Origin of the sequence: Sphingopyxis fribergensis (genome assembly GCF_000803645.1) — a bacterium.
Classification (GTDB): Bacteria; Pseudomonadota; Alphaproteobacteria; order Sphingomonadales; family Sphingomonadaceae; genus Sphingopyxis; species Sphingopyxis fribergensis.
Genome location: NZ_CP009122.1, coordinates 112,882 through 133,071, shown reverse-complemented (window position 1 = coordinate 133,071; position 20,190 = coordinate 112,882). Strand labels below are relative to the sequence as shown.

16 protein-coding genes and 1 pseudogene are annotated in these 20,190 nt (G+C 66.3%); 9 read left to right on the top strand and 8 right to left on the bottom strand.

The genetic code is table 11. The annotated features are described in order from the left end of the window. Positions 1-49: 49 nt before the first annotated feature. The 3 genes from SKP52_RS00515 to hflK form a co-directional block, all read right to left on the bottom strand. Entirely contained in the window at positions 50-1,543 is a 1,494-nt protein-coding gene (locus SKP52_RS00515) for a trypsin-like peptidase domain-containing protein (protein WP_039570505.1), read from the bottom strand. Between the two features lie 130 nt (positions 1,544-1,673). Further along, a complete protein-coding gene (hflC, locus tag SKP52_RS00510) occupies positions 1,674-2,525 on the bottom strand; it encodes a protease modulator HflC (RefSeq protein WP_039570502.1) in 852 nt (283 codons plus the stop codon). Continuing rightward, the gene (hflK, locus tag SKP52_RS00505) at positions 2,525-3,685 is read right to left on the bottom strand and encodes a protease modulator HflK (RefSeq protein ID WP_081997133.1); all 1,161 of its coding nucleotides are present in this window, start codon (positions 3,683-3,685) and stop codon (positions 2,525-2,527) included. Before hflK ends, hflC begins: the two co-directional genes overlap by 1 nt. A gap of 91 nt (positions 3,686-3,776) precedes the next feature. On the opposite strand from hflK, the gene SKP52_RS00500 reads away from it, so the two are divergent. From SKP52_RS00500 to phbB, 7 genes are all read left to right on the top strand, one after another. Next, on the top strand, positions 3,777-4,766 hold the full coding sequence (locus SKP52_RS00500) for an Mrp/NBP35 family ATP-binding protein (protein WP_039570499.1): 990 nt from the start codon (positions 3,777-3,779) through the stop codon (positions 4,764-4,766). Then, positions 4,766-5,188 (top strand): CoA-binding protein, encoded by a 423-nt coding sequence (locus SKP52_RS00495; RefSeq protein WP_039570496.1) that lies wholly within the window; start codon positions 4,766-4,768, stop codon positions 5,186-5,188. Before SKP52_RS00500 ends, SKP52_RS00495 begins: the two co-directional genes overlap by 1 nt. Before the next feature lie 20 nt (positions 5,189-5,208). After that, positions 5,209-5,781 (top strand): hypothetical protein, encoded by a 573-nt coding sequence (locus SKP52_RS00490; RefSeq protein WP_052208795.1) that lies wholly within the window; start codon positions 5,209-5,211, stop codon positions 5,779-5,781. 48 nt (positions 5,782-5,829) lie between these two features. Then, positions 5,830-8,118: a xanthine dehydrogenase family protein molybdopterin-binding subunit gene (locus SKP52_RS00485; protein WP_052207675.1), complete on the top strand. Its 2,289-nt coding sequence runs from the start codon at positions 5,830-5,832 to the stop codon at positions 8,116-8,118. Then, positions 8,115-9,110 (top strand): ferrochelatase, encoded by a 996-nt coding sequence (hemH, locus tag SKP52_RS00480; protein ID WP_039570489.1) that lies wholly within the window; start codon positions 8,115-8,117, stop codon positions 9,108-9,110. Before SKP52_RS00485 ends, hemH begins: the two co-directional genes overlap by 4 nt. Positions 9,111-9,204: 94 nt before the next feature. Beyond that, positions 9,205-10,791, top strand: coding sequence for a DUF1963 domain-containing protein (locus SKP52_RS00475; RefSeq protein ID WP_039570486.1), 1,587 nt, complete (start codon positions 9,205-9,207; stop codon positions 10,789-10,791). Between the two features lie 98 nt (positions 10,792-10,889). Continuing rightward, the gene (gene phbB, locus SKP52_RS00470) at positions 10,890-11,612 is read left to right on the top strand and encodes an acetoacetyl-CoA reductase (protein WP_039570483.1); all 723 of its coding nucleotides are present in this window, start codon (positions 10,890-10,892) and stop codon (positions 11,610-11,612) included. An 81-nt stretch (positions 11,613-11,693) separates the two neighbouring features. Here phbB and SKP52_RS27350 read toward each other — a convergent pair whose 3' ends face one another. Together SKP52_RS27350 and SKP52_RS27345 are read right to left on the bottom strand one after the other, a co-directional pair. Then, complete coding sequence (locus SKP52_RS27350) at positions 11,694-12,110, bottom strand: DUF4019 domain-containing protein (RefSeq protein WP_321164082.1); 417 nt, start codon at positions 12,108-12,110, stop codon at positions 11,694-11,696. Between the two features lie 213 nt (positions 12,111-12,323). Continuing rightward, positions 12,324-12,440, bottom strand: a pseudogene (locus SKP52_RS27345) (LuxR C-terminal-related transcriptional regulator); the annotation flags it as partial. Positions 12,441-12,594: 154 nt separating this feature from the next. Here SKP52_RS27345 and SKP52_RS26400 point away from each other — a divergent pair. Both SKP52_RS26400 and SKP52_RS00460 read left to right on the top strand, forming a co-directional pair. After that, positions 12,595-12,735 carry a hypothetical protein gene (locus SKP52_RS26400; RefSeq protein WP_160292334.1) on the top strand — a complete coding sequence of 47 codons (141 nt, stop codon included), beginning with the start codon at positions 12,595-12,597 and terminating at the stop codon, positions 12,733-12,735. Then, on the top strand, positions 12,732-12,971 hold the full coding sequence (locus SKP52_RS00460) for a ribbon-helix-helix domain-containing protein (RefSeq protein WP_039570477.1): 240 nt from the start codon (positions 12,732-12,734) through the stop codon (positions 12,969-12,971). The genes SKP52_RS26400 and SKP52_RS00460 overlap by 4 nt, the downstream gene beginning before the upstream one ends. Here SKP52_RS00460 and SKP52_RS00455 read toward each other — a convergent pair. The 3 genes from SKP52_RS00455 to SKP52_RS00445 all read right to left on the bottom strand — a co-directional run bounded on the left by SKP52_RS00455 (position 12,968) and on the right by SKP52_RS00445 (position 20,146). Then, positions 12,968-13,825: an ATP-grasp domain-containing protein gene (locus SKP52_RS00455; protein WP_039570475.1), complete on the bottom strand. Its 858-nt coding sequence runs from the start codon at positions 13,823-13,825 to the stop codon at positions 12,968-12,970. The two genes, SKP52_RS00460 and SKP52_RS00455, sit on opposite strands and share 4 nt — an antisense overlap. After that, on the bottom strand, positions 13,825-18,525 hold the full coding sequence (locus SKP52_RS00450; protein WP_081997499.1) for an NAD-glutamate dehydrogenase: 4,701 nt from the start codon (positions 18,523-18,525) through the stop codon (positions 13,825-13,827). The genes SKP52_RS00455 and SKP52_RS00450 overlap by 1 nt, the downstream gene beginning before the upstream one ends. Positions 18,526-18,808: 283 nt before the next feature. Next, positions 18,809-20,146 carry a PAS domain-containing protein gene (locus tag SKP52_RS00445; RefSeq protein WP_039579223.1) on the bottom strand — a complete coding sequence of 446 codons (1,338 nt, stop codon included), beginning with the start codon at positions 20,144-20,146 and terminating at the stop codon, positions 18,809-18,811. Between the last annotated feature and the right edge of the window lie 44 nt (positions 20,147-20,190).

Genomic DNA, 20,190 nt, shown 5'->3' with positions numbered 1-20,190 from the left:
GCCGGACCCGAAGGTGCGGCGCCCCGATTGATGGGTGAGAAGCCGAAGCCTATTTCACGCGGATCGCGACGAAGGCCGACGGCCCGCCGCGGCGCAGGATTTCGAGCAGCACCGCATCGCGGCCCGCCTTTTTCGCGTCGGCGACCGCCTTGGCCAGCGCCTCGCTCGTCGTGACCGGCGTGCGGTTGGCGCTAAGGATCACGTCGCCCCGGCGCAGGCCTTTGCGGCCCGCGTCGCTGTTCGCCGATGCCGCACCGACCACGAGCCCCTTGGTGCCGGCGTCGACCCCGACCGCGCGCGCGATTTCGGGCGTCACCACCTGCACCGACAGTCCCAACTCTTCCTGGATCGCCTTGTCGGCGGCGCCCGTCGGATCCTCGGGAACCGTCTGTTCTTCTTCGGGATCGAAATTGCTGCCGGTCAGCGTTTCCTCGGGCGGACGCGTTCCGACGACGGTCTGGATCGTCATCGTCTTGCCGTCACGAATGATTTCGAGCGGAATGCGCGTGCCAGGCTTGGTGTTCGACACGATGTACGACAGCGTCTGCTGCGGCGTGACGTCCTTGCCGTTGACCTTGGTCACGACGTCGCCGCGCTTCAGGCCCGCCTTTTGACCCGCCTGATCGGGTTCGACGCGCTGGATGAATTCGCCGCGGTCCTTGGGCAGGCCGAGCGCCGCCGCGAGATCCTCGTCGACGGGCGCGATGCCGATGCCAAGATAGCCGCGCTGAACCTTTTCGCCGGCGCGCAGCGCGTTGATCACGGGAATAGCCGCATCGGCGGGAATGGCGAAGTTGACGCCGATGTTCGCGCCGACGGGCGAGATCAGCATATTGTTGATCCCGACGACATTCCCGCTCAGATCGAACAACGGACCGCCCGAGTTGCCGCGGTTGATCGCAGTATCGGTTTGAATATAGCGGTCATAGGCGGTGCCGGTGCCGATGTTGCGTTGCACCGCCGAGATGATGCCCGCGGTCACCGTCGAGCCGAGCCCGAGCGGATTGCCGATCGCAACGACCCAGTCGCCGACGCGCGCGGTGCTGCTGTCGGCGAACTTGACGAACGGCAGACCGCTCGCCTCTATCTTGAGCAGCGCGAGGTCGGATGCGACGTCGCGGCCGACGATCGTCGCCTTATATTCCTTCTGGTTGGTCAGCGTCACCGTGACCTGGTTCACTTCTTCGCCGCGCGGACCGCCCGAGATGACGTGGTTGTTGGTGACGATATAGCCGTCGGCCGAAATCAGGAATCCCGATCCGCCGCCCTGCTGTTCCTGCGTGATCGGCTCACGCGTGCCGGCGAAGGGGTTGAGCCGGACGCCGAGCGTGACTTCCTGTTTGGTCGAGATGTTGACCACTGCGGGCTGGAGCTGCTCGACCAGGTCAGCGAAGCTTTCGGGCGCGCCCGAACGCGGCACGACCTTGGCGATTTCGCTCTTCTCATTTTGCGCGACCTGCGCCCCGACGGGGGACTGGGTGACCAGCGCCAGCGCGGTGCCACCCGCCAGCAAGGCCGAAGTGATGCCATAAACATAACGCACGATCGAAATTCCTTTTCGTTCTCGAAAAAAACTTATCTGCCCCGGCCGCGGCTATCTGCGGCGAACTGGCTGAACGGCGATTGAACATGAACAGCGCCTGCCTGTTCCGTTCAGCCGGCAGCCGGCCGCATCAACCGCCGCTGAACCGTTTCAGATATTCATTGTCCGGCGACATGATGATCGACGTCCCGCCCTGGTTGTTTTCGCCGAGGAAGGTCTGCCGATAGCTCTGCATCGCCCGGTAGAAATCATAGAATTCGGGATCCTTGCCAAAGCTGGCGGCATAGATGCGCGCCGCTTCGCCATCGGCGCTGCCGCGGATGATTTGCGCTTCCTTCTGCCCTTCGGCGCGGATCGAGATCGCTTCCTGCTGGCGCGCGGTGCGCATGCGGTTGTACGCCGCCTCGAGCGTCGCGCCTTCGGGAAGGTCGGCGCGCTTGATCCGCACATCGATGATCTCGGCGCCATATTTCTGCGCTTCGCGGTTCAGCGCGACCTGGATATTGTCCATCACCGCGCCGCGCTCGGGCGACAGCAGGGTGGCAAAGGTGCGCTTGCCCAGCTCGTTGCGCAGCGACGAACCGAGGATCGTCGCGAGCTGCGCCTGCAATTTATCCTCGGTCCGGATCGCGGTGTACATGCGCACCGGGTTGGTAATGCGGAAGCGCGCAAAAGCGTCGACCTGCAAGCGCTGCTGGTCGGTCGAGAGCACCTGCTGGCGCTCCATGTTCACGCCGAGGATGCGCTTGTCGATATATTGGATGCCGTCGGTGAACGGCACGCGCAGGACAAGGCCGGCGCCCGAACGGCCGAATTCCTCGTTCGGCTTGTAGCGGTTCACCGTGCGCTCGATCTCGCCGAAGCGCAGGATCAGCGCCTGCTTGTCCTCGGGCACGATCGCCAGCGATTGCGACAGGATGACGAGAAGGATGACGGCGCCGAACAGCAGCCGCATCGGGTTCTGGAACAGCGAATTAAACATCATTCGCCTCCCTTCGTCGCAGCGGCAGGCGGCGTGGCGGGAATCCGCCTCTGCACTTCATTGAGCGGCAGATAGGGGGTCACCCCGCGCGCTTCGACAACGGTCTTGTCGACGTTCGACAACACATTCTCCATCGTTTCATAATAGAGGCGCTTGCGCGTCACTTCGGGCGCCAGCTGATATTGCGCATAGATCTGGTCGAACGCCGATGTGTCGCCGCGCGCGCGTTCGAGCACCTGCTGCTGATAGGCGCGCGCGAGGTTGATCGCCGATTCGCGTTCCTGCCGCGCCGCGGTGACTTCCTTGAAGGCTTCGTCGACCTGGCTCGGCGGGTCGACCTGGCGGATCGCGATGCCCTGGATCATCACGCCGGCGCGATATTGGTTGAGCAATTCCTGCATGCGCTGCTGGACCTGCGCCTCGATCTCGACGCGGCCGGGGCCGATCGCCTGGACGAGGTCGAAGTTCGCAACCGTGGCGCGCATCGCGCTTTCCGCGACTTCGCGGATCGTGCCTTCGGGATCGGCGAGCTGGAAGAAGAAGAGTTCGGGATCGCGCACCGACCAGCGGACCTCATAGGCAAGGTCGACGATGCTCTGGTCGCGGGTCAGCACGAAATTCTCGTCGGTGGCATTGGGCGAGCCGATCGCCATCGTGCGGATCGCACGGACGTCCTCGAGCCGAATGCGCTCGATCGGCGCGGGCCAGGTCAGTTTCACGCCGGGGCCGACGGTGCGCGAGTAGCTGCCGAGGCGGGTGATCACGCCTTCCTTTTCGGGCGGCACGATGTGGAAGGAGGAGAACAGCACCCACGCAACGACGAGGGCAAGCACCACCCACTTCCAGAGCTTTGCCGAATCGCCGAAATCGAACTGGCTTCCGCCGCCCGAACCGCCGCCACCGAAACCGCCGCGCCCCTTGCGCAGCAATTCGTCGAGCGCCGAGGGGCCGCGCGGTTTTTGCGCGCGCCGCTGGTCGGCCGGATCGGGGGTGACCCACGGGTTCCGCGGGCCGGGACGCTTGCCGTCGCCCTTCCCGTCGTCATCGCCCTTGCCGGGGCTGCCCCACGGGCTGTTCGCCATCTGGCTGATCGAATCGAAAAATTGCCGCAATCCCCTCGGGCTGCGGCGATCCATGCTGCCGTCAATCTTGTCGTTCATATTGCTTTTATAGGGGCCACGGGCGCGATTAACAGGGGGTGCGCGCGAAAATGGCTGGCAAACGCGCCGATCATGCCTATCTGGCGCGGACATGACCGAACAAAGCGCCGATATCGCCCGCCTGACAGCAGCCGCAGCCCAATTGAGCGAGGGGCGCGCGTCGGGGCTGCGATTGCTCGACGATATGGGCCTGCTCGCCGTCGTTCTCGATGTGTCGGGGCTCGCGGTCGAAGCGCGCAAACCGCTCGAAGACAAGCTCCGCGCCGGCCTGCTCGCCGAAACCGGCGTGCGCGAGGTCCGCATCGCGATGACTGCCGAGAAAAAGACGATGACGATCATCGCGGTCGGCAGCGGCAAGGGGGGCGTCGGCAAATCGACCCTCGCCGCAAACCTCGCGGTCGCGCTGCGGCGGCTGGGCGTGAAGGTCGGACTAGTCGATGCCGACATTTATGGGCCGTCGCAGCCCCGCCTGATGGACAGCGAAAATATCAAACCTGAATCGCGCGGATCGAAACTCGTCCCCGTCCCCAACGCCTATGGCGTGCCGATGCTGTCGACCGGGCAGATCGCGGCGCCCGGACAGGCGATCGCCTGGCGCGGTCCGATGGCGGGCAAGGCGCTCGAACAGCTGGTCGACGCCAGCTGGGGCGACATCGACACGCTCGTCGTCGACCTGCCCCCCGGTACCGGCGACGTCCAGCTGACGATGATCCAGAAGCACAAGCCCGCGGGCGCGGTGATCGTGTCGACGCCGCAGGATCTCGCGCTGATGGACGCGACGCGCGCGGTCAGCCTGTTCGAACAGGCCGAGGTGCCGATCATCGGGCTGGTCGAGAATATGGCGGGCTATTCCTGCCCGCATTGCGGCGAGGTCAGCGACCCGTTCGGCAGCGGCGGCGCCGAGGCCGCAGCAAAGACGATGGGCCTCGACTTCCTCGGCCGCGTTCCGCTTTCGATGGGCATCCGCCTCGCGAGCGACGGCGGCGTCCCGCCCGCGGCCGGAACCGACCCGGCGGGCGAGCCGTTCCATGCGATAGCGGCGAAGGTCGCCGAGTGGCTGACCACACGAAAGGGGCGATGATGGCGATCAACGACGAAACCGAGATTCGCGAACTGCTCGGGCAAAAGCGCCGTATCGCGGTGGTGGGCGCCTCTCCCAACCCCGCGCGCGCGTCGAACGGCGTTCTCGCCTTTCTGGTCGCGCAGGGACATAATGTGATCGCGGTCAACCCGGGTCATGCCGGCACGACGATTCACGGCGCACCCGTGGTCGCGACCCTCGCAGATGTCGAACCGCCGGCCGAAATCGTGGACATCTTCCGCAACAGCGACGACGCCGGAACCGCGGTCGACGAAGCGATCGTCCATGGCGCCAAGGCCGTGTGGATGCAGCTCGGCGTCATCAACGAGGCCGCAGCGAAGCGCGCCGAAGCCGCAGGACTGACCGTCGTTATGGACCGTTGTCCCAAGATCGAAATCCCGCGGCTCGGCCTGCTGAAGTGAGGTCCGCGTTGCCGCTGCTCATGGCGGCCTCACTCGCAGGATGCGCGACGACGCCGACCGCCACGACGCCGCAGGACGATTTTTTCGCCGCTCTATCGGCGCGCTGCGGCAAGGCTTATGCCGGCCGCCTTGCAAGCGATCAGGAAGCCGATGCCGAGATGCACGGCAAGGCGATGGTGATGCATATCCGCCATTGCACGAGCGACCGAATCGAAATCCCCTTTCACATCGACGGACTCGGCCCCGATGGCGACTGGGACCGGTCGCGCACTTGGATCATCACCCGGACGTCCACGGGCCTCCGCCTCAAGCACGATCATCGCCACGCCGACGGCAAGCCCGACGCGACCACGCTTTATGGCGGCGACACCGCCGATGCCGGAACGGCCGCGCGGCAGACCTTCCCCGTCGACGCCGAATCGATCGCCATGTTCACCGCGACCGGCCGCAGCGTTTCGAACACGAACATCTGGTCCATCGAAACGACATCGGCGGGCTTCACCTATGGCCTCGATCGGCCGGGACGCCATTTCCGCGTGGCGTTCGATTATGCGAAGCCGGTGACGCCGCCGCCCGCCCCCTGGGGCTGGTAACGCAAAAGCCTTTGCCCTCCCGACTCACGCCGCTTATCAGCGTCGGCGATGGCCGGCATTCGCGACATAGTGGGGAAAGATAAATCGCGCCTGCCGGACGTCAGCCGCCGTTCGTTGCTCATCGGCGCGACCGCGGCGGGCGGACTGGCCATCGCGTGGAGCCTGTGGCCGCGCGACTATCAGCCGAACCTGACCGCATCCCCCGACGAGCATATCTTCAACGCGTTCCTGAAGATCGGCGACGACGGCCATATCAGCGCGATCGTCCCGCAATGCGAGATGGGTCAGGGCGTCACGACACTGCTGCCGCAGATCATGGCCGACGAACTCGGCGCCGACTGGCGCACGATCGCGGTCGAAAGTGCGCCGATCAACCCGCTCTATACCAACACGCTGCTCGTCGACGAGGATAGCGCGGTGTTTACCCCGCGCGCAGGCGTTCCCGATTTCGTGTCCGACGTGCGCAGCTGGGCGCGCCGCGAATGGGCCGTGCGCCATGCGGTGATGCTCACCGCAAACAGCTCGTCGGTGCGCATGTTCGAGGCGCCGTGCCGCGCCGCTGCGGCGCAGGCGCGCGCGCTGCTGATGATGGCGGCCGCCAATCGTTGGGACGCCGACTGGGAAGAATGCGACACGCAGGACGGTTTCGTCACCCATGGTCAGAAAAGGCTGCGTTTCGGAGACGTCGCGGCCGCCGCCGCGCTGCTCGAACCGCCTGCCGAACCCGTTTACCGCGCGAGCAGTTCGGACCCGCTCTACGGCAAGGAACTGACGCGGCTCGACCTGCCCGCCAAGATCGACGGGTCGGCCAATTATGCCGGCGACATCCGCCTGCCCGACATGGTGTTTGCGGCTATCCGCCAGGGCCCGCTCGGCGCGACGACGCTGAAAAGCATCGACCGCAAGCAGGGTCTCGCCTCGCCGGGCCTGCTGCATGTCGTGACGCATGCACGCTGGGTCGCGGCGGTCGCGCGCAACTGGTGGGCCGCGAACCGCGCGCTCGACCGCTTCGCGCCGGTGTTCGAGACCGAAGGTTCGCCGATATCGACCGACCGCATCAACACGGCGCTGAAGGCGGCGCTGAAAGACGACGGCTATCGCATCGCAAGCGAAGGCGACGTCGCCGAGGCGATGGAGGGGCGGCGGAAAATCTCCGCCGAATATGCCGTCGCGCCCGCAGTCCACGCGCCCATCGAAACGCGCACCGCGACCGCCGCGCCCGACCGGGACGGCCTCCGCGTCTGGGTTGCGACGCAGGCTCCCGCGCAGTGCCGCGACGCCATCGCCGGGGCGACCGGGCTGGCGCCCGCGAATGTCACGCTGTTCCCGATGATGGCGGGGGGATCGTTCGATGCCTGTCTCGACCACAGCGTCGCCGTCCAGGCTGCGATCATCGCGCTGCAAGTCAAACGCCCAGTCCAACTCGCCTGGTCGCGCGCCGAGGAGATCATGCGTCTGCCTCCGCGCGCGCCGGCGCGCGCAAAGTTGACCGCGACGCTCAACGCCGCGGGCGGGATCGACGCGCTGGTGACGCGCATCGCAGTGCCGCCAACCAACCATGAATTTCGCGACCGGCTGTTCGACAATATGCCGGCCGACATCGCACAGCGCGCGGCGGCGGGCCGATCCGACGCCGCCGCAGTCGAGGGTGCGGCGAGCAGCTATGCCATCCCGAATATGGCGGTCGACCATTGCCCCGCCGATATCGGCCTGCCGACGGGGCGCTGGCGCGGCAATGCCGATAGCTACACAGCCTTTTTCACCGAATGTTTCGTCGACGAACTGGCGGCGCGCGCCGGAACCGATGCTTTATCCTATCGCATCGCGATGCTCGGCAACGCGCCGCTGCTCGCGCGCTGCCTGCTCACCGCGACCAGCCTTGGCGGCTGGGAAGGCGGATTGTCGGGGACGACGCAGGGGCTCGCCTGCCATTCGATGCGCGGCAGCCATATCGCGCTGATGGCGACCGCAAGGCAGAGCGAGGGCGGGCTGCAGGTCGAGCAATTGGTCGCGGTGGTCGACGCCGGGCGGCTGGTGAACCCGGCGATCGCGCGGCAGCAAATCGAGGGCGGGCTGATATTCGGCCTCGCCGCCGCGGTCGGCGCGACGACCGATTATGAAGGCGGCCTCGCAACCGCGCGCAAGCTCGGCCAGCTCGGCCTCCCCGACCTGTCGCAGACGCCGCAGATCCTGGTCGAATTCATCGACAGCGACCGCGAGCCCGGCGGACTCGGCGAAATCGGCGTGCCTGTTGTTGCGCCCGCGATCGCCAACGCGATGTTCGCCGCAACCGGCCGGCGCGTCCGACGCCTGCCCCTCTCGGCGCACCCATTATGACCTTGCCCCCCGATCATCCGCCCGTCGCCGCACCCCGTATCGGCGTGCTGCTGGTCAACCTCGGCACCCCCGACGCGCCCGATGCGCCGTCGGTGCGCCGATATCTGGCGGAATTCCTGTCCGACCGCCGCGTCGTCGAAATCCCGCAGATCTTGTGGCAACCGATCCTGCGCGGCATCATCCTTACGACGCGGCCGAAAAAGTCGGCGCACGCCTACGCCCAGGTCTGGACCGATGACGGCTCGCCGCTCGCCGCGATCACGCGCGCGCAAAGCCAAGCCCTGCAAGCGGCATTCGGCGAAGCGGTGCAGGTCGCCCACGCAATGCGGTACGGCAAGCCGGCGATCGGTCCGGCAATCGACGCACTGATGGCGGCGGGTTGCCGCCATATCCTTGTCGCGCCGCTTTATCCCCAATATTGCGCCGCGACGACGGCGACGGTGGTCGATGCCGTCGGCAAGCATCTGCAGACGCTGCGCTGGCAGCCAGCGATCCGCTTCCTGCCGCCCTATCACGACGATGGCGCTTATCTGGATGCGCTCAAACAGTCGGTCGAGGGCGGGCTCGCCGCGCTCGATTTCACCCCCGATGTGCTGCTCGCCAGCTTTCACGGCATGCCCGAACGGACGCTTCACCTCGGCGATCCCTATCATTGCCAGTCCCGCAAAACCGCGCGTCTGCTTTCGGATGCGCTCGGCCGTCCGGTCGAGGTGGCGTTCCAGTCGCGCTTCGGACGCGCCAAATGGCTCGAACCCGCGACCGACACGCTGCTCGAAACGCTCGGAAAGCAAGGGAAGAGCGTCGCGATCTTCGCCCCCGGCTTTGCCGCCGACTGCCTCGAAACGCTCGAAGAGCTGGCGATCCGCGGCAAGCAGCAATTCGAAGCCGCGGGCGGCCGGCGGTTCGCTTACCTCCCCTGCCTCAACGCCGACGCGCCCGGCATGGCGATGCTGGAGGCGCTGGTACGCCGCGAACTGGCGGGATGGCTTTGAATCGCGGCTGCTTACAAACTGTTTAGGTCCATGCGCTAAATTGCTCCGGCGCGGCGCCGAAAAGGCATGAGCCGCACCAATTTGGAGATATGTGATGACCGAGCTCGAATTGCTGGGGTGGGCGCTGGCCGTGGCCACGCTGGCCTTTCTGGCAATAATCGGCTTTGCCATCTGGTGGTCGCGGCGATCGCGGACCGTACCCGCCGCGCCCGGCGAACCCCGCGAACCACAGGCGCCGCGCGCGCCCCGCGAACCACGAACGCCGCGCGAAATCCGCCTGCCAAAACTGCCGCGCAAAGCCGCGCCCGAACCCGACGTGGAAATCTCGCCATCGCGGCTCGCACGGATCAGCCGCAAGACGCCGCTCGAAATACCGGCCGACGACGAATATGGGTCCGAACCCCAACCCGCCGCGGCTATCGATCCGGACGATGTCGCGCTCGAATCGATCGCTCTAGAGGTCGAGAGAGCCGCCCACCGCGCCGAGAAAATCGACGTCGAGGAGGTGTCGCTTCGCCTCGTTCCCCAAATTCCGCCGCGCGACGCGATCTCGACGAACAGCTGGCTCGGCGGCCGCCCGCGTCTCCCCGCAGGCATGGAATGGCCAAAGATCGACGACCAGCCGGCCGATTTCCTCGCGCAGATCAATTGCGCCGACCTCCCTCAGGGCCTGTGGGGCGGGCTGGGACCACGCCACGGCGCGCTCGCCTTCTTCATCCACCGCCGCCGCTATGACATGTGCGTCCTTCACCTGCGCGATCCCGGCATGCCCGTCGCGCCGCCCTACACGCTCAACGACCCGGAAGGATGGTTCGGCCCGCACGGCGGTCTGGCTCTTGGCGACCTTGCGCCGTTCGCGGTGCGCGCCTTTCCCGAATGGCCCGTCGATCTGGTCGCCATCGGCCCGGGCGATGCCGATCCGCGCAGCGAAGCCGATCCGGGCGAACCTGGCGCCACGCTCTACGATCGCGGCTACGACATCGCCGATCCGGCATTCCACCCCTTCGACTGGGGCAGCATGACCGCGATGGTCGCGTTGCTCGAAATGCGGCTCGATCGGCTGACGCCCGAAGCCGCGCCGACGCCGGGCGCAGATGCCGCGGATATCGCCGAAATGGAACAGCGCGCCGCGATCAATTATGAAGCGCGCAAGCGCGCCGAAGAGATTATCGCGATTGTCCACGACAGCGCGGCGCGCGCCGACTTCTCGGCCAGCGACGCGACGGCGGTGATGGCGGGGCTGCACGCGATCCATTGGGTCAAGGCGATTGCCACGGTCGATCCCGAAACGGGCGCCGAGCGTATCGAGACGATCACCCTGCCGCTGACGACGCACCGCGCCGATGCGAATCTGTGGGTGCATGATTATCAGACGATGTTGTTCGATCGCGCGAAGCACGCCTGGTGCGCCAATCCTGAAAATCTTCCCGCGCCGGCCCGTGCCTTTTTCGAACCCTGGTGGCGCGAGCTGGCCGACCGCGAGATGGCGGCGATGGGGCATGAGCCGTTTCGCCACATCCTTGATTATGACGAGGAGCGCGAAGCGGTTTTGCTTGAACTGCCGACCAGCGGACTGATGAGCCGGCGGTTCGGCGACTGCGACAATCTGGTCGTGACGATCGACAAGGCCGACCTTGCGATCGGAGATTTTTCGAAACTGCGGGTGCAGGTGAGCCACTAAACCCCCTGAATAGCTTTGCGATTGACGTTCCGGTAAACTTGCGGCGCGCGCCGACGCGGCCTAGTCATGGTGCCATAATCACGTGGGAGAGTGAATTTATGGCACGCGTAGCAATCGTCACCGGCGGCAGCCGCGGGATCGGCGAAGCAATCAGCCTCAAGCTGAAGGAGATGGGCGTCACCGTCGTCGCCAACTATGGTGGCAATGACGAAAAGGCGCGCGAATTTACCGACCGCACCGGCATCGCCGCGATGAAATGGGATGTCGGCGATCATCAGGCGTGCGTCGACGGCTGCATCGCCGTGACCGAGAAATTCGGACCCGTAGACATCGTCGTCAACAATGCCGGCATCACGCGCGACGGCACGCTGTCGCGCATGAGCTACGCCGATTGGGACGATGTGATGCGCGTCAACCTCGGCGGCTGCTTCAACATGGCAAAGGCCTGTTTCCCTGGCATGGTCGAGCGCGGCTGGGGCCGCATCGTCAACATCGGCTCGATCAACGGCCAGGCCGGCCAATATGGCCAGGTCAATTATGCCGCCGCGAAATCGGGCATCCACGGCTTTACCAAGGCGCTGGCACAGGAAGGCGCCAAGAAGGGCGTGACCGTCAACGCGATCGCGCCGGGCTATATCGACACCGACATGGTCGCCGCCGTCCCGCCGCAGGTGCTCGAAAAAATCGTCGCGAAAATTCCGGTCGGGCGCCTCGGCCAAGCCGACGAAATCGCGCGCGGCGTCGCCTTCCTGTGCAGTGAGGATGCGGGGTTCGTCACCGGGTCGACGATGAGCATCAACGGCGGGCAACATATGTACTGACGGGCCGAGGTCTGCCCCCCGCCGTCGCGGGGGCAGGCTCAGGCGGCGGCTTTGCCGTCGCCCAATCCACTACCCGTTCCCCTACTCGATCGTACAACCCACCACGCGCCATTCGTTCCCTTCGCGAACCAGCGACAGCGTTTCGATCGCCCCGGCCTTGTTCGCGTAGTTCGTCCTGAACTTCACGACCTGATAGCCGTAAGGCGGCGCGGGAACATATTCCTCGCCGATCAAACTACGCGAGACGAGCGCGCCGAGCGGGGTGCGAACCGACCGCGACACGTCCGCCCACCTCTCGCTGGTGTTGAGCGATTTGAACGCCTGCCCCGTCGCATTCCAGCTGCCGTTCCAGTCGCCCTTGTCGGTCAGGGCAAGCCACTGCCGCGCCGCCTGCACCGCGGCGGTTTCGGAAACGGAAGCGGCCGGCTCTGGCGCGGCGGGCGTTTGGGGTGTCCCCGACAGGGACGCGAAAGCAAACAGGGCAAGGCTGATCGACATGATGATTCCTCCGGCTATCCAGCCGACGCGGCGCGACAGGCGACGCGTCCGAGCTGATGTCCGGGGCTCTCCCATCCCGGCAGGGGCGGCCGCATCCCCCAAATGCCTGTCCGCCAAAAATTGGGGGTCTGCCCTTTCCATCTCGCGCAGTTGCCGGGCGGCCTCCCGGCTACTGGACGCCGACATCTTGCGCCGCGCATCGCGGAGCCGTTCGTTGATCGTGTGGACCGACAATCCCAGGTGCCGCGCCATCGATTTCGCATCATGGCCATCGACGAGAAGGCGCAACGTCTCCTTTTCTTTTTCGGTGAGTGCCTGAAGTCCTGTCATGAGCCTGCTTGCGTTTGCGCCGGATCGGCGGGCCGGTTTACGGAACGCCGAAATGGCCCGCCACCCCAAATAATTCGTATACCAATTTTGGTATGGAGCGGGGCGCGAAGCAGCACGGCTTTGCTGTCGCGAATCAAGTCGCTACACCCCAAGCATGACCGAAGCCTCGCTCACCGCCGTCCCGCAAGACCTCGCCCGCGCTTATGCCGGCGGCGCCCCCGGTGTCCTCGTCTCGGGCCTCGTCTGGCTGATCGCCACCGCGCTGATCCTGCGTCGAAGGCGCGCGCGGACTTGAGCGGCCCCCCGCTCCATCCCCCGGTCAAAAGATCGGTGACGATCGCCGGTCATCCGACGTCGATCAGCCTTGAGCCTATCTTCTGGGACGCGCTTGAAGCGGAAGCCGCACGGCAGGCGCTGCCGGTTAACGCACTCGTTGCGCGGATCGATGTCGAGCGGATGGAGGCGGACGCCCCGCCGAACCTGACCTCGGCGATCCGGCAGTGGCTGTGGCGAAACCGCGCTGCCGACTAGATGGCAGCGTAAACGGCAGTCCCAAACGCCGCGCCCTTGTCGGGCGCGTGGTGCAGGAACAGCGACGGTTCGATCAGTTCGAGTTCCATGATGTGCAGCATGCCCGCGGCGTCACCGACCATGTCGACGCGTGCGTAGACCGGCGGTGCCGGAGCGGCAGCCAGGGCGGCTGCCGCAAGAGCCTGTGCCGCTTCACTCGCGTCCCAAACGGTCTCGCGGCCGCCGAACTGCTCCTGCACGCGAAAGTCGCCTGCGGCGGGGCGCTTGACGATCGCGTGGCTGAACTTGCCCGCGAAAAAGAACAGCGAATATTCGCCTTCGGTCAGGATGCCCGCCATCAAGGGTTGCACGAGGCGGCGTTGTCCCTGCGCGTCGGACGGCAGCGGCGCGCCGGGGACGATACGATGCGTCCCGTCGGCGCCGCCCGAGATCGCCGGCTTGATCACCACCTCGTCGGTCATCAGCTCGGACATCGCCTCGGTCAGGCTCGCATCGTCGAGCGCATCAACCTCTACCGTGGGCACGACCGCAACGCGCTTTGCGCCGAGTTCACCGAGATATGCCTTGTCGCTGTTCCAGCGCAGCACCGGAACGGGGTTGACGATGGGCAGCCCCTCGCCCTCCAGCCGGTCGAGCAGCGCATACCAGGCCGCGACATCGCGTTGATAGCCCCATGCGAAGAGCGGCAGCACCACGTCATAGCCCGCGAGATCGCCGGGATCGGTCCAAACCCTTTGCTCGACGATCAACCCCGCAGCGGTCAGCGCCGCCGCCTTGCGGGCAAAGGCGGGCTGCCACTTTTCATAATAGTCGGGCGCCGGAACGAGGATCGCGACACGGGGCTGGAACGGCATTACCGTCCCAGAAGCCCGCGCGCTTGCCCCGCGATATGCGACAGCATCGCGCCGTTCGGGTTCGGGATCGTTCGCGCGCGTTCGACCGTCGCGCGGAACTGTTCGACCCGCGGGGCATGGTCGGCGAGCCATTTGGTCACCGCCGCGTCAAGATCGCCCTTGGGCAGTCCCGCAAGGAAGGTCAGGCGCATCTGCTGGAAATCGCGCGCGAGGCTGTTGACGAGCAGGCGTTCCCATGGATCGGCGGGGCTCATATGCGCCGCCAGCGTCTGCGCCCAGTCGAGCCCCAGGGCTTCGCCCAGATGGGTGAAGGCGTGGGTCACCGCAATCTCGTCATCGCCGCGCCGTTCCGCGAGGTCGACGATGCCGATTGCGCCGTCGGTCTTGAACAGGCGAACGACTGCCGCGGTCAGCGTCTCGGGTGCACCTGCGCCCAGCAATTGCTCGGTCAGGCTGTCCCACTGGCGCTTGACCGACGGGCTGAGCAGCGCGTCGACCCCCGACATCAGGCGATCGACCCCGGGTTCGAGCCGCGTGACGACCGGCCCCGGCTGCGACAGCGTCTGCGTCACGCGAAGCAGGTCGGCCATTTGCGAGGTCATCGCCGACGACGCCTGCGCAAACAGCGACAGGCGCACGCTCTCGTCGATCTTCGCCGCGTCGAGCGCATCCCAGATCGCCGGCATTTCGAGCAGGCGTTCGACCGCGACGAAGGCCGCGGCGACGTCGCCGAGCGCGCAGCCTTCCTCTTCGACGAGTTCGAAGGGATGGACGATGCCCATGCGGTTGATGATGCGGTTCGCGATCTTCGTCGCGACGATCTCCCGGCGCAGCTGGTGGTCGGCGATCGCCTGCGCAAAGTCGCGCTGCATCTCTTCGGGGAAGGCCGCGGCGAGATCGCTCGCGAGCGCGGGGTCGTTCGGCAGGTCGCTATGCTCGATCGCATCCTGCAGCGCGAGCTTCGCGGTCGACAGCAGCACCGCCAGTTCGGGGCGCGTCAGCCCGCGTCCCTCGGCGGCGCGCCGGAGCAGTTCGTCGTTCGCCGCCAGCCCCTCGACCTTGCGGTCGAGTCGGCCCGACGCCTCGAACGTCTCCATGATCCGCACCAGCGACGGCACCGCCGCCGATCCGCCCTTTTCGGCGATCGACAGCGCGAGCGCCTGCAAGCGGTTGTCCTCGAGCACCAGCTCAGAAACATCATCGGTCATGCGCACGAGCAGCGCGTCGCGGTCTTCTTGGCTGAGCCGCCCTTCGGCCATCTCGCGGTTGAGCGCGATCTTGATATTGACCTCGTTATCCGAGCAATCGACGCCCGCGCTATTATCGATGAAGTCGGTGTTGATCCGCCCGCCCTTCGCCGAGAAGGCGATGCGCGCCGCCTGCGTGACGCCCAGGTTCGCGCCCTCGCCGACCGCACGCACGCGCAGATCCTCGGCGTCGACGCGCAGCGCGTCGTTCGCGGGATCGCCGACCTCGGCGTTATTCTGGGCTGCCGCCTTCACATAGGTGCCGATGCCGCCGAACCAGAGCAGGTCGACGGGCGCCTTCAGGATCGCCGAGATCAGCGAGCCGGGGTCGATTTCGGCCACCGACAGGCCAAGCAGCGCCTGCACTTCGGGGGTGAGCGGGATGCTCTTCTGGCTGCGCGGAAAGATACCGCCGCCCTTTGAGATCAGCTTGGCGTTGTAATCGGCCCAGGATGAGCGCGGGAGGCCAAACATCCGCTCGCGTTCCTTCCAGCTTTTCGCCGGATCGGGATTGGGGTCGAGAAAGATATGGCGGTGGTCGAACGCAGCGGTCAGCTGGATCGCCTTCGACAACAGCATGCCGTTGCCGAACACGTCGCCCGACATATCGCCGCAGCCGACGACGCGGATCGTATCGGTTTGCACATCGACGCCCATTTCGGCGAAGTGGCGCTGGACCGAGAGCCACGCGCCCTTCGCCGTGATGCCCATCGCCTTATGGTCATAGCCCTTCGACCCGCCGCTCGCGAACGCGTCGCCGAGCCAGAAGTCGCGCTCCATCGCAAGGCCGTTGGCGACGTCGGAGAAGGTCGCAGTGCCCTTGTCAGCAGCGACAACGAAATAGGGATCGTCACCGTCGTGGATCACGACGCCCTGCGGATGCACGACCTTGCCCGCGACCAGATTGTCGGTGATCGATAGCAAGGAACGGATGAAGATGCGATAACATTCGGTGCCCTCCGCAAACCACGCATCGCGGTCGAGCGCCGCATCGGGCAGTGCCTTGGGATAGAAGCCGCCCTTTGCGCCGGTCGGCACGATCACGGCGTTCTTGACGCGCTGCGCCTTCATCAGCCCGAGGATTTCAGTGCGGAAGTCGTCGCGGCGATCGGACCAGCGGAGCCCGCCGCGCGCGACCGGGCCGGCGCGCAAGTGGATGCCCTCGACGCGCGGCGAATAGACCCACACTTCGCGCCACGGCAGCGGCTTGGGCAGCCCCGGGATCTGCGCGCTGTCGATCTTAAACGCCAGCGCCTCTTCGGCAGCGGGCGCGAACGCATTGGTACGCAGCGTCGCGTTGACGACGGCGTGGAACAGGCGGAGGATACGGTCTTCGTCGATCGACTTGATGTCGGCAAAGCCCGCCATGATGTCGGCTTCGAGCGCTTCGGCACGCTTCGCATCGCGCCCCTTCGGATCGTGGAGCGCGGAAAAACGCTCGATCAATGCGGCGGTTAGCGCGGGCGCATGGCGCAGCGCGCTGACGACGGTGTCCATGCCATAGGCCGAGCCACCCTGACGCAGATAGCGGAACCAGGCGCGCAGCCAGACGATGGCGCGCGGATCGGTCTGGTTGGTGAGCACCAGTTCGTTGAAGGCGTCATTTTCGGCGCGCCCGTCGAGCACCGCCGCGATCGCGCCTTCGAGCACTTCGGAATAGGGAAGCAGCGCAAGTTCGTCGACATTGGCAGGCAGGCGCAGGGTGAAATCGTGGATCACGATCGGCGCTTCGTCGTCGCCTTCGACACCCGGGGCGCGGCTCTGGCCGAGCGCGGTCGGGATTTCCTCGAGCACCTGGAAACCAAAATGTTCGAGCGCGGGAACGACGTCGGACAGCGCGAGCGGACCGACCGCGCTATAGACTTTCAGCCGCAGCTGGTCGTCGCCGTCGAGGCTCTTGCGCGCGAGCCGGACGCTGCGCGGATTGTCGGCGTCGAGGTCGCGCAGCCGCAAGATGTCGCGCGCCGCTTCCTCGGGATTATAGAGGTTGCGGTAATTGGGCGGGAACATCGGTGCAAAGCGCGCCGCGAGCGCCGCCGCGCGCCCCGGATCGCCGCGCTTCGCCAGCGCCGCCTCGACCTCGGGCTGCCAGCCGCGCACCATCTGTTCGAGCTGGGCATTCAGCGCGTCGGTATCGGGCACCACGCCGCCACTACGCAGGTCGAGCGTGTAGCGCAGCAGCGCCGCGCCGCCATCTTCGAGCACCATCGTCCAGCCGATGACGCCGGCCTTGGCTTCGCGCACGAGCAAGGATTCGACCGCGAGGCGGCGGCCCGCCGACACTTCATCGCGCGGCAACCAGACGAAAGCGAACAAATGGCGGCCGAGCGCGCTCCGCACCGTCACCACCTTTGGCCGCGGGCGATCGGTGATCGACATCGAGGTCAGCACCAGCTCTTCGAGCGCCGCCGCATCGAAGGCGATGAGCAGGTCGTGCGGCAGCGCGGTGAGCGCATGCGCCAGTGCCTTGCCTGCGTGGCCTGCGGGATCGAAACCGAATTTCCCCATCAAGGCTTCGAGCTGCGCGCGCAGCACTGGCACCTTCGCCGGCGGCGCCGACAGCGCGGCGCTCGTCCACAGGCCCGCGTGGATCGACAGCCGCTCGACCTTCTTGCCCTTCACTTCGGGAATGATGACGAGGTCGAGCAGCACGCGGCGGTGGACCGCCGACAGCCGGTTTGACTTGATGAGCAAGGGCGCCGTGCCACCTTGATCGAACCAGGCGAAAGCGGCTTCGAGCGCCGCGGGGGACAGCAGCTGGCTCTCGCCGCTCTCGCTGATGCCCAGCGAATCCTGCACCTTGCCATCGCGCGTGCGCCATTCATGGCCGAGCTGGGTCATCGCGCCGCCCTCGAACCAGCGGAGCAGTTCGGCCGCTTCGCCGTCGACGCGCATCGCGGCGTCGGCGAGCATCGCGGCGCGCATCGCACGCCAGTCGCGCACCGCGGCGCGGACATCGCGCAGCGCGGCTTCGAGCCCGTCGAGCAGACGGCGGCGCGCACGCGCATCGCCGCGCTCGAGCTCGATATAGATGACCGACTCGCGGGTTCCCGCTTCGCCCGCTTCCTGCAAAAGCCCCTTGGCGTCGCGTTTCACGGTGACGACAGGATGAAGGATGCGGTGGACGGCAAGGCCCTGCGCCGCGACCGCCTGCGAGGTCGAATCGACGAGGAAGGGCATGTCGTCGTTGATGATGACGAGCCGCATGCGGCGGTCGGTGCCGTCGGCGGCGATCGGTTCGAGCAGCAGCGACGGGGTGCCTTCGGCGCGATCGAGCGCGGCGCGCGCGGCAAACTGTGCCGCATCGGCGAGCGCCGCCTTGTCCATATCGTCGCCCTCGCCCGGCAGCGCGCTGCCGCGCAGCGCGGCCAGATAGGCGGCTGCGATTTTCAGGGGAATTTTGGCGGTGGTGGTGGTGTCCGTTTCCGGCGTGTCGGACAAATTCTGAGACATAAAGTGCAGCATCCCGAACCAAAGAGGGGGATCCCAGCCGACGATCGGCGGGGGCCCGTTCGCTGCCGCCCCCTATGCGCCTCAGCGGCGCGCGGCTCAAGGCCTCGTTCGCGCGCCCACGTTAAATAATTTCAATTTTCGGATTGTCTGTTGCGTGAAGCAAAAAATCCTCCCCGTCGCGCAGCGATTGGGAGGGCCGCTCGCGGAGCGAGTCGCCATAGCCCCTCCGTCAGCGCTTCGCGCTGCCACCTCTCCATGGCTTTGCCACAGGGAGGATCGGATTTTACGAGGTGATCGGAACCGCCTTCTTCGCGAGCTTCGCCACCAGCGCCGGATCGTCGGCCGCCTTGGCCACAATCCCGATATGCCCGCCCGGCATCGCGCGGGCGATCAGCACGACGAATTCGGCGTCGCCGGCATCGTGTTCGAGGATCAACGCGGGGTGCGCGCGGCGGAGCGCTTCGAGCTTTTCGTCGGGCCGCTCGCCGCGGCTCTCCGGCTTGCGGCGCGCGCGCGCGTCTTTGACGAGCCCCTTGAGCCCGCCCGGATAACGATCGAGATAAGCTCCGAGTTCGCCGCGGCCGACGCCCGCTTCCTTGGCATGGCCAAGCACGCAGGCATATTCGGCGAGGCGCGTCTTGTCGTAGGTCGCGCCGAAAACCAGCTTCACGACTGGCGTCATCGGCGCGCGGTCCTGCACCGCCAACCCGGCGTCGTCGAGCAGCGCGGCAAATTCCTCCGGCTGCTCCTCGGCGGCGAGCGCAAAGTCCCACGCCTTGCCGACCGCCTGATAAAGCGCACCGCGGCTGCGGCTGTCGGCGGCAATCGCCCGTTCGGCGGTCTCGCGCGCCAGCGCCAGCCAGTCTGCGAGTTCGGCATCATGTCCGGGATCGACCGGCACATCCTCCTCGTCCGCCCCGACCTCGGCGTCCAGCAAGAGATCTGCACCATCATTCAGCCCGGCAAAACCGGGGGCCGCATCGCCCACGGCATCGTCGTCGAGATGCTCCGAGTCGGGGCCGTCGGCCCAGACGGGCACCGGCGCGGTCAGCGGCGCAGCGCTCCGCAGCGCTTGTTCGACCGAAAGTTGCAATTCCTCCTGCTGATCGGCGGGAACGCCTTCCTTCCAGTTGATCACGCCCATGATGAAATCGATCGTGTCGTCGTCGGACGAAAAGGGCAGCAGGATGCCGCGGTACATTATCGTCGTGCCGCGATCGTTGACGAACTCGGCCTCGAAGCCGATCGGCGCGCGGTTGGCGATGATCTGAAGATAATGATCGGTGAGGCGCGACAGCAAGGATCGGCCGGGAATCTGGCTGATATAATGGACGTCCTCGTCGATCTGCGATTCTTCGCGCAGCTTGTCGCCGAGGAAGGCGAGCCCGGGGTTTTCGACGCCCGCGGTGAAATCGAGCAAAACCGAGTGCGAGCCGAAGTCGGCGCTTTCGAGATCGAGGTCCTCGACCGACGGATAAGCCCGGTCGGCGAGCAGCGAGGCCCAGTAATTATAGGCCCGCACCTGCATCCGCCGCTCGTCGACGCCGACGGACGCGGGCGCATCGATCGCCGCATCCTCCTGGTCGTGGCTGCCCGAAAGCAGTCCGCGCATGCTGTCCATCATTTGTCCCCAGTCGCAAACATCGGTAAATCTTATGCACGGGA

Bases quoted from the DNA above. Each gene is read 5' to 3' on its own strand.
- hflC (WP_039570502.1), bottom strand. From the start codon at position 2,525: ATGTTTAATTCGCTGTTCCAGAACCCGATGCGGCTGCTGTTCGGCGCC.
- hflK (WP_081997133.1), bottom strand. From the start codon at position 3,685: ATGAACGACAAGATTGACGGCAGCATGGATCGCCGCAGCCCGAGGGGA.
- SKP52_RS00500 (WP_039570499.1), top strand. From the start codon at position 3,777: ATGACCGAACAAAGCGCCGATATCGCCCGCCTGACAGCAGCCGCAGCC.
- SKP52_RS00495 (WP_039570496.1), top strand. From the start codon at position 4,766: ATGGCGATCAACGACGAAACCGAGATTCGCGAACTGCTCGGGCAAAAG.
- SKP52_RS00490 (WP_052208795.1), top strand. From the start codon at position 5,209: ATGGCGGCCTCACTCGCAGGATGCGCGACGACGCCGACCGCCACGACG.
- SKP52_RS00485 (WP_052207675.1), top strand. From the start codon at position 5,830: ATGGCCGGCATTCGCGACATAGTGGGGAAAGATAAATCGCGCCTGCCG.
- hemH (WP_039570489.1), top strand. From the start codon at position 8,115: ATGACCTTGCCCCCCGATCATCCGCCCGTCGCCGCACCCCGTATCGGC.
- SKP52_RS00475 (WP_039570486.1), top strand. From the start codon at position 9,205: ATGACCGAGCTCGAATTGCTGGGGTGGGCGCTGGCCGTGGCCACGCTG.
- phbB (WP_039570483.1), top strand. From the start codon at position 10,890: ATGGCACGCGTAGCAATCGTCACCGGCGGCAGCCGCGGGATCGGCGAA.
- SKP52_RS27350 (WP_321164082.1), bottom strand. From the start codon at position 12,110: ATGTCGATCAGCCTTGCCCTGTTTGCTTTCGCGTCCCTGTCGGGGACA.
- SKP52_RS26400 (WP_160292334.1), top strand. From the start codon at position 12,595: ATGACCGAAGCCTCGCTCACCGCCGTCCCGCAAGACCTCGCCCGCGCT.
- SKP52_RS00455 (WP_039570475.1), bottom strand. From the start codon at position 13,825: ATGCCGTTCCAGCCCCGTGTCGCGATCCTCGTTCCGGCGCCCGACTAT.
- SKP52_RS00450 (WP_081997499.1), bottom strand. From the start codon at position 18,525: ATGTCTCAGAATTTGTCCGACACGCCGGAAACGGACACCACCACCACC.
- SKP52_RS00445 (WP_039579223.1), bottom strand. From the start codon at position 20,146: ATGGACAGCATGCGCGGACTGCTTTCGGGCAGCCACGACCAGGAGGAT.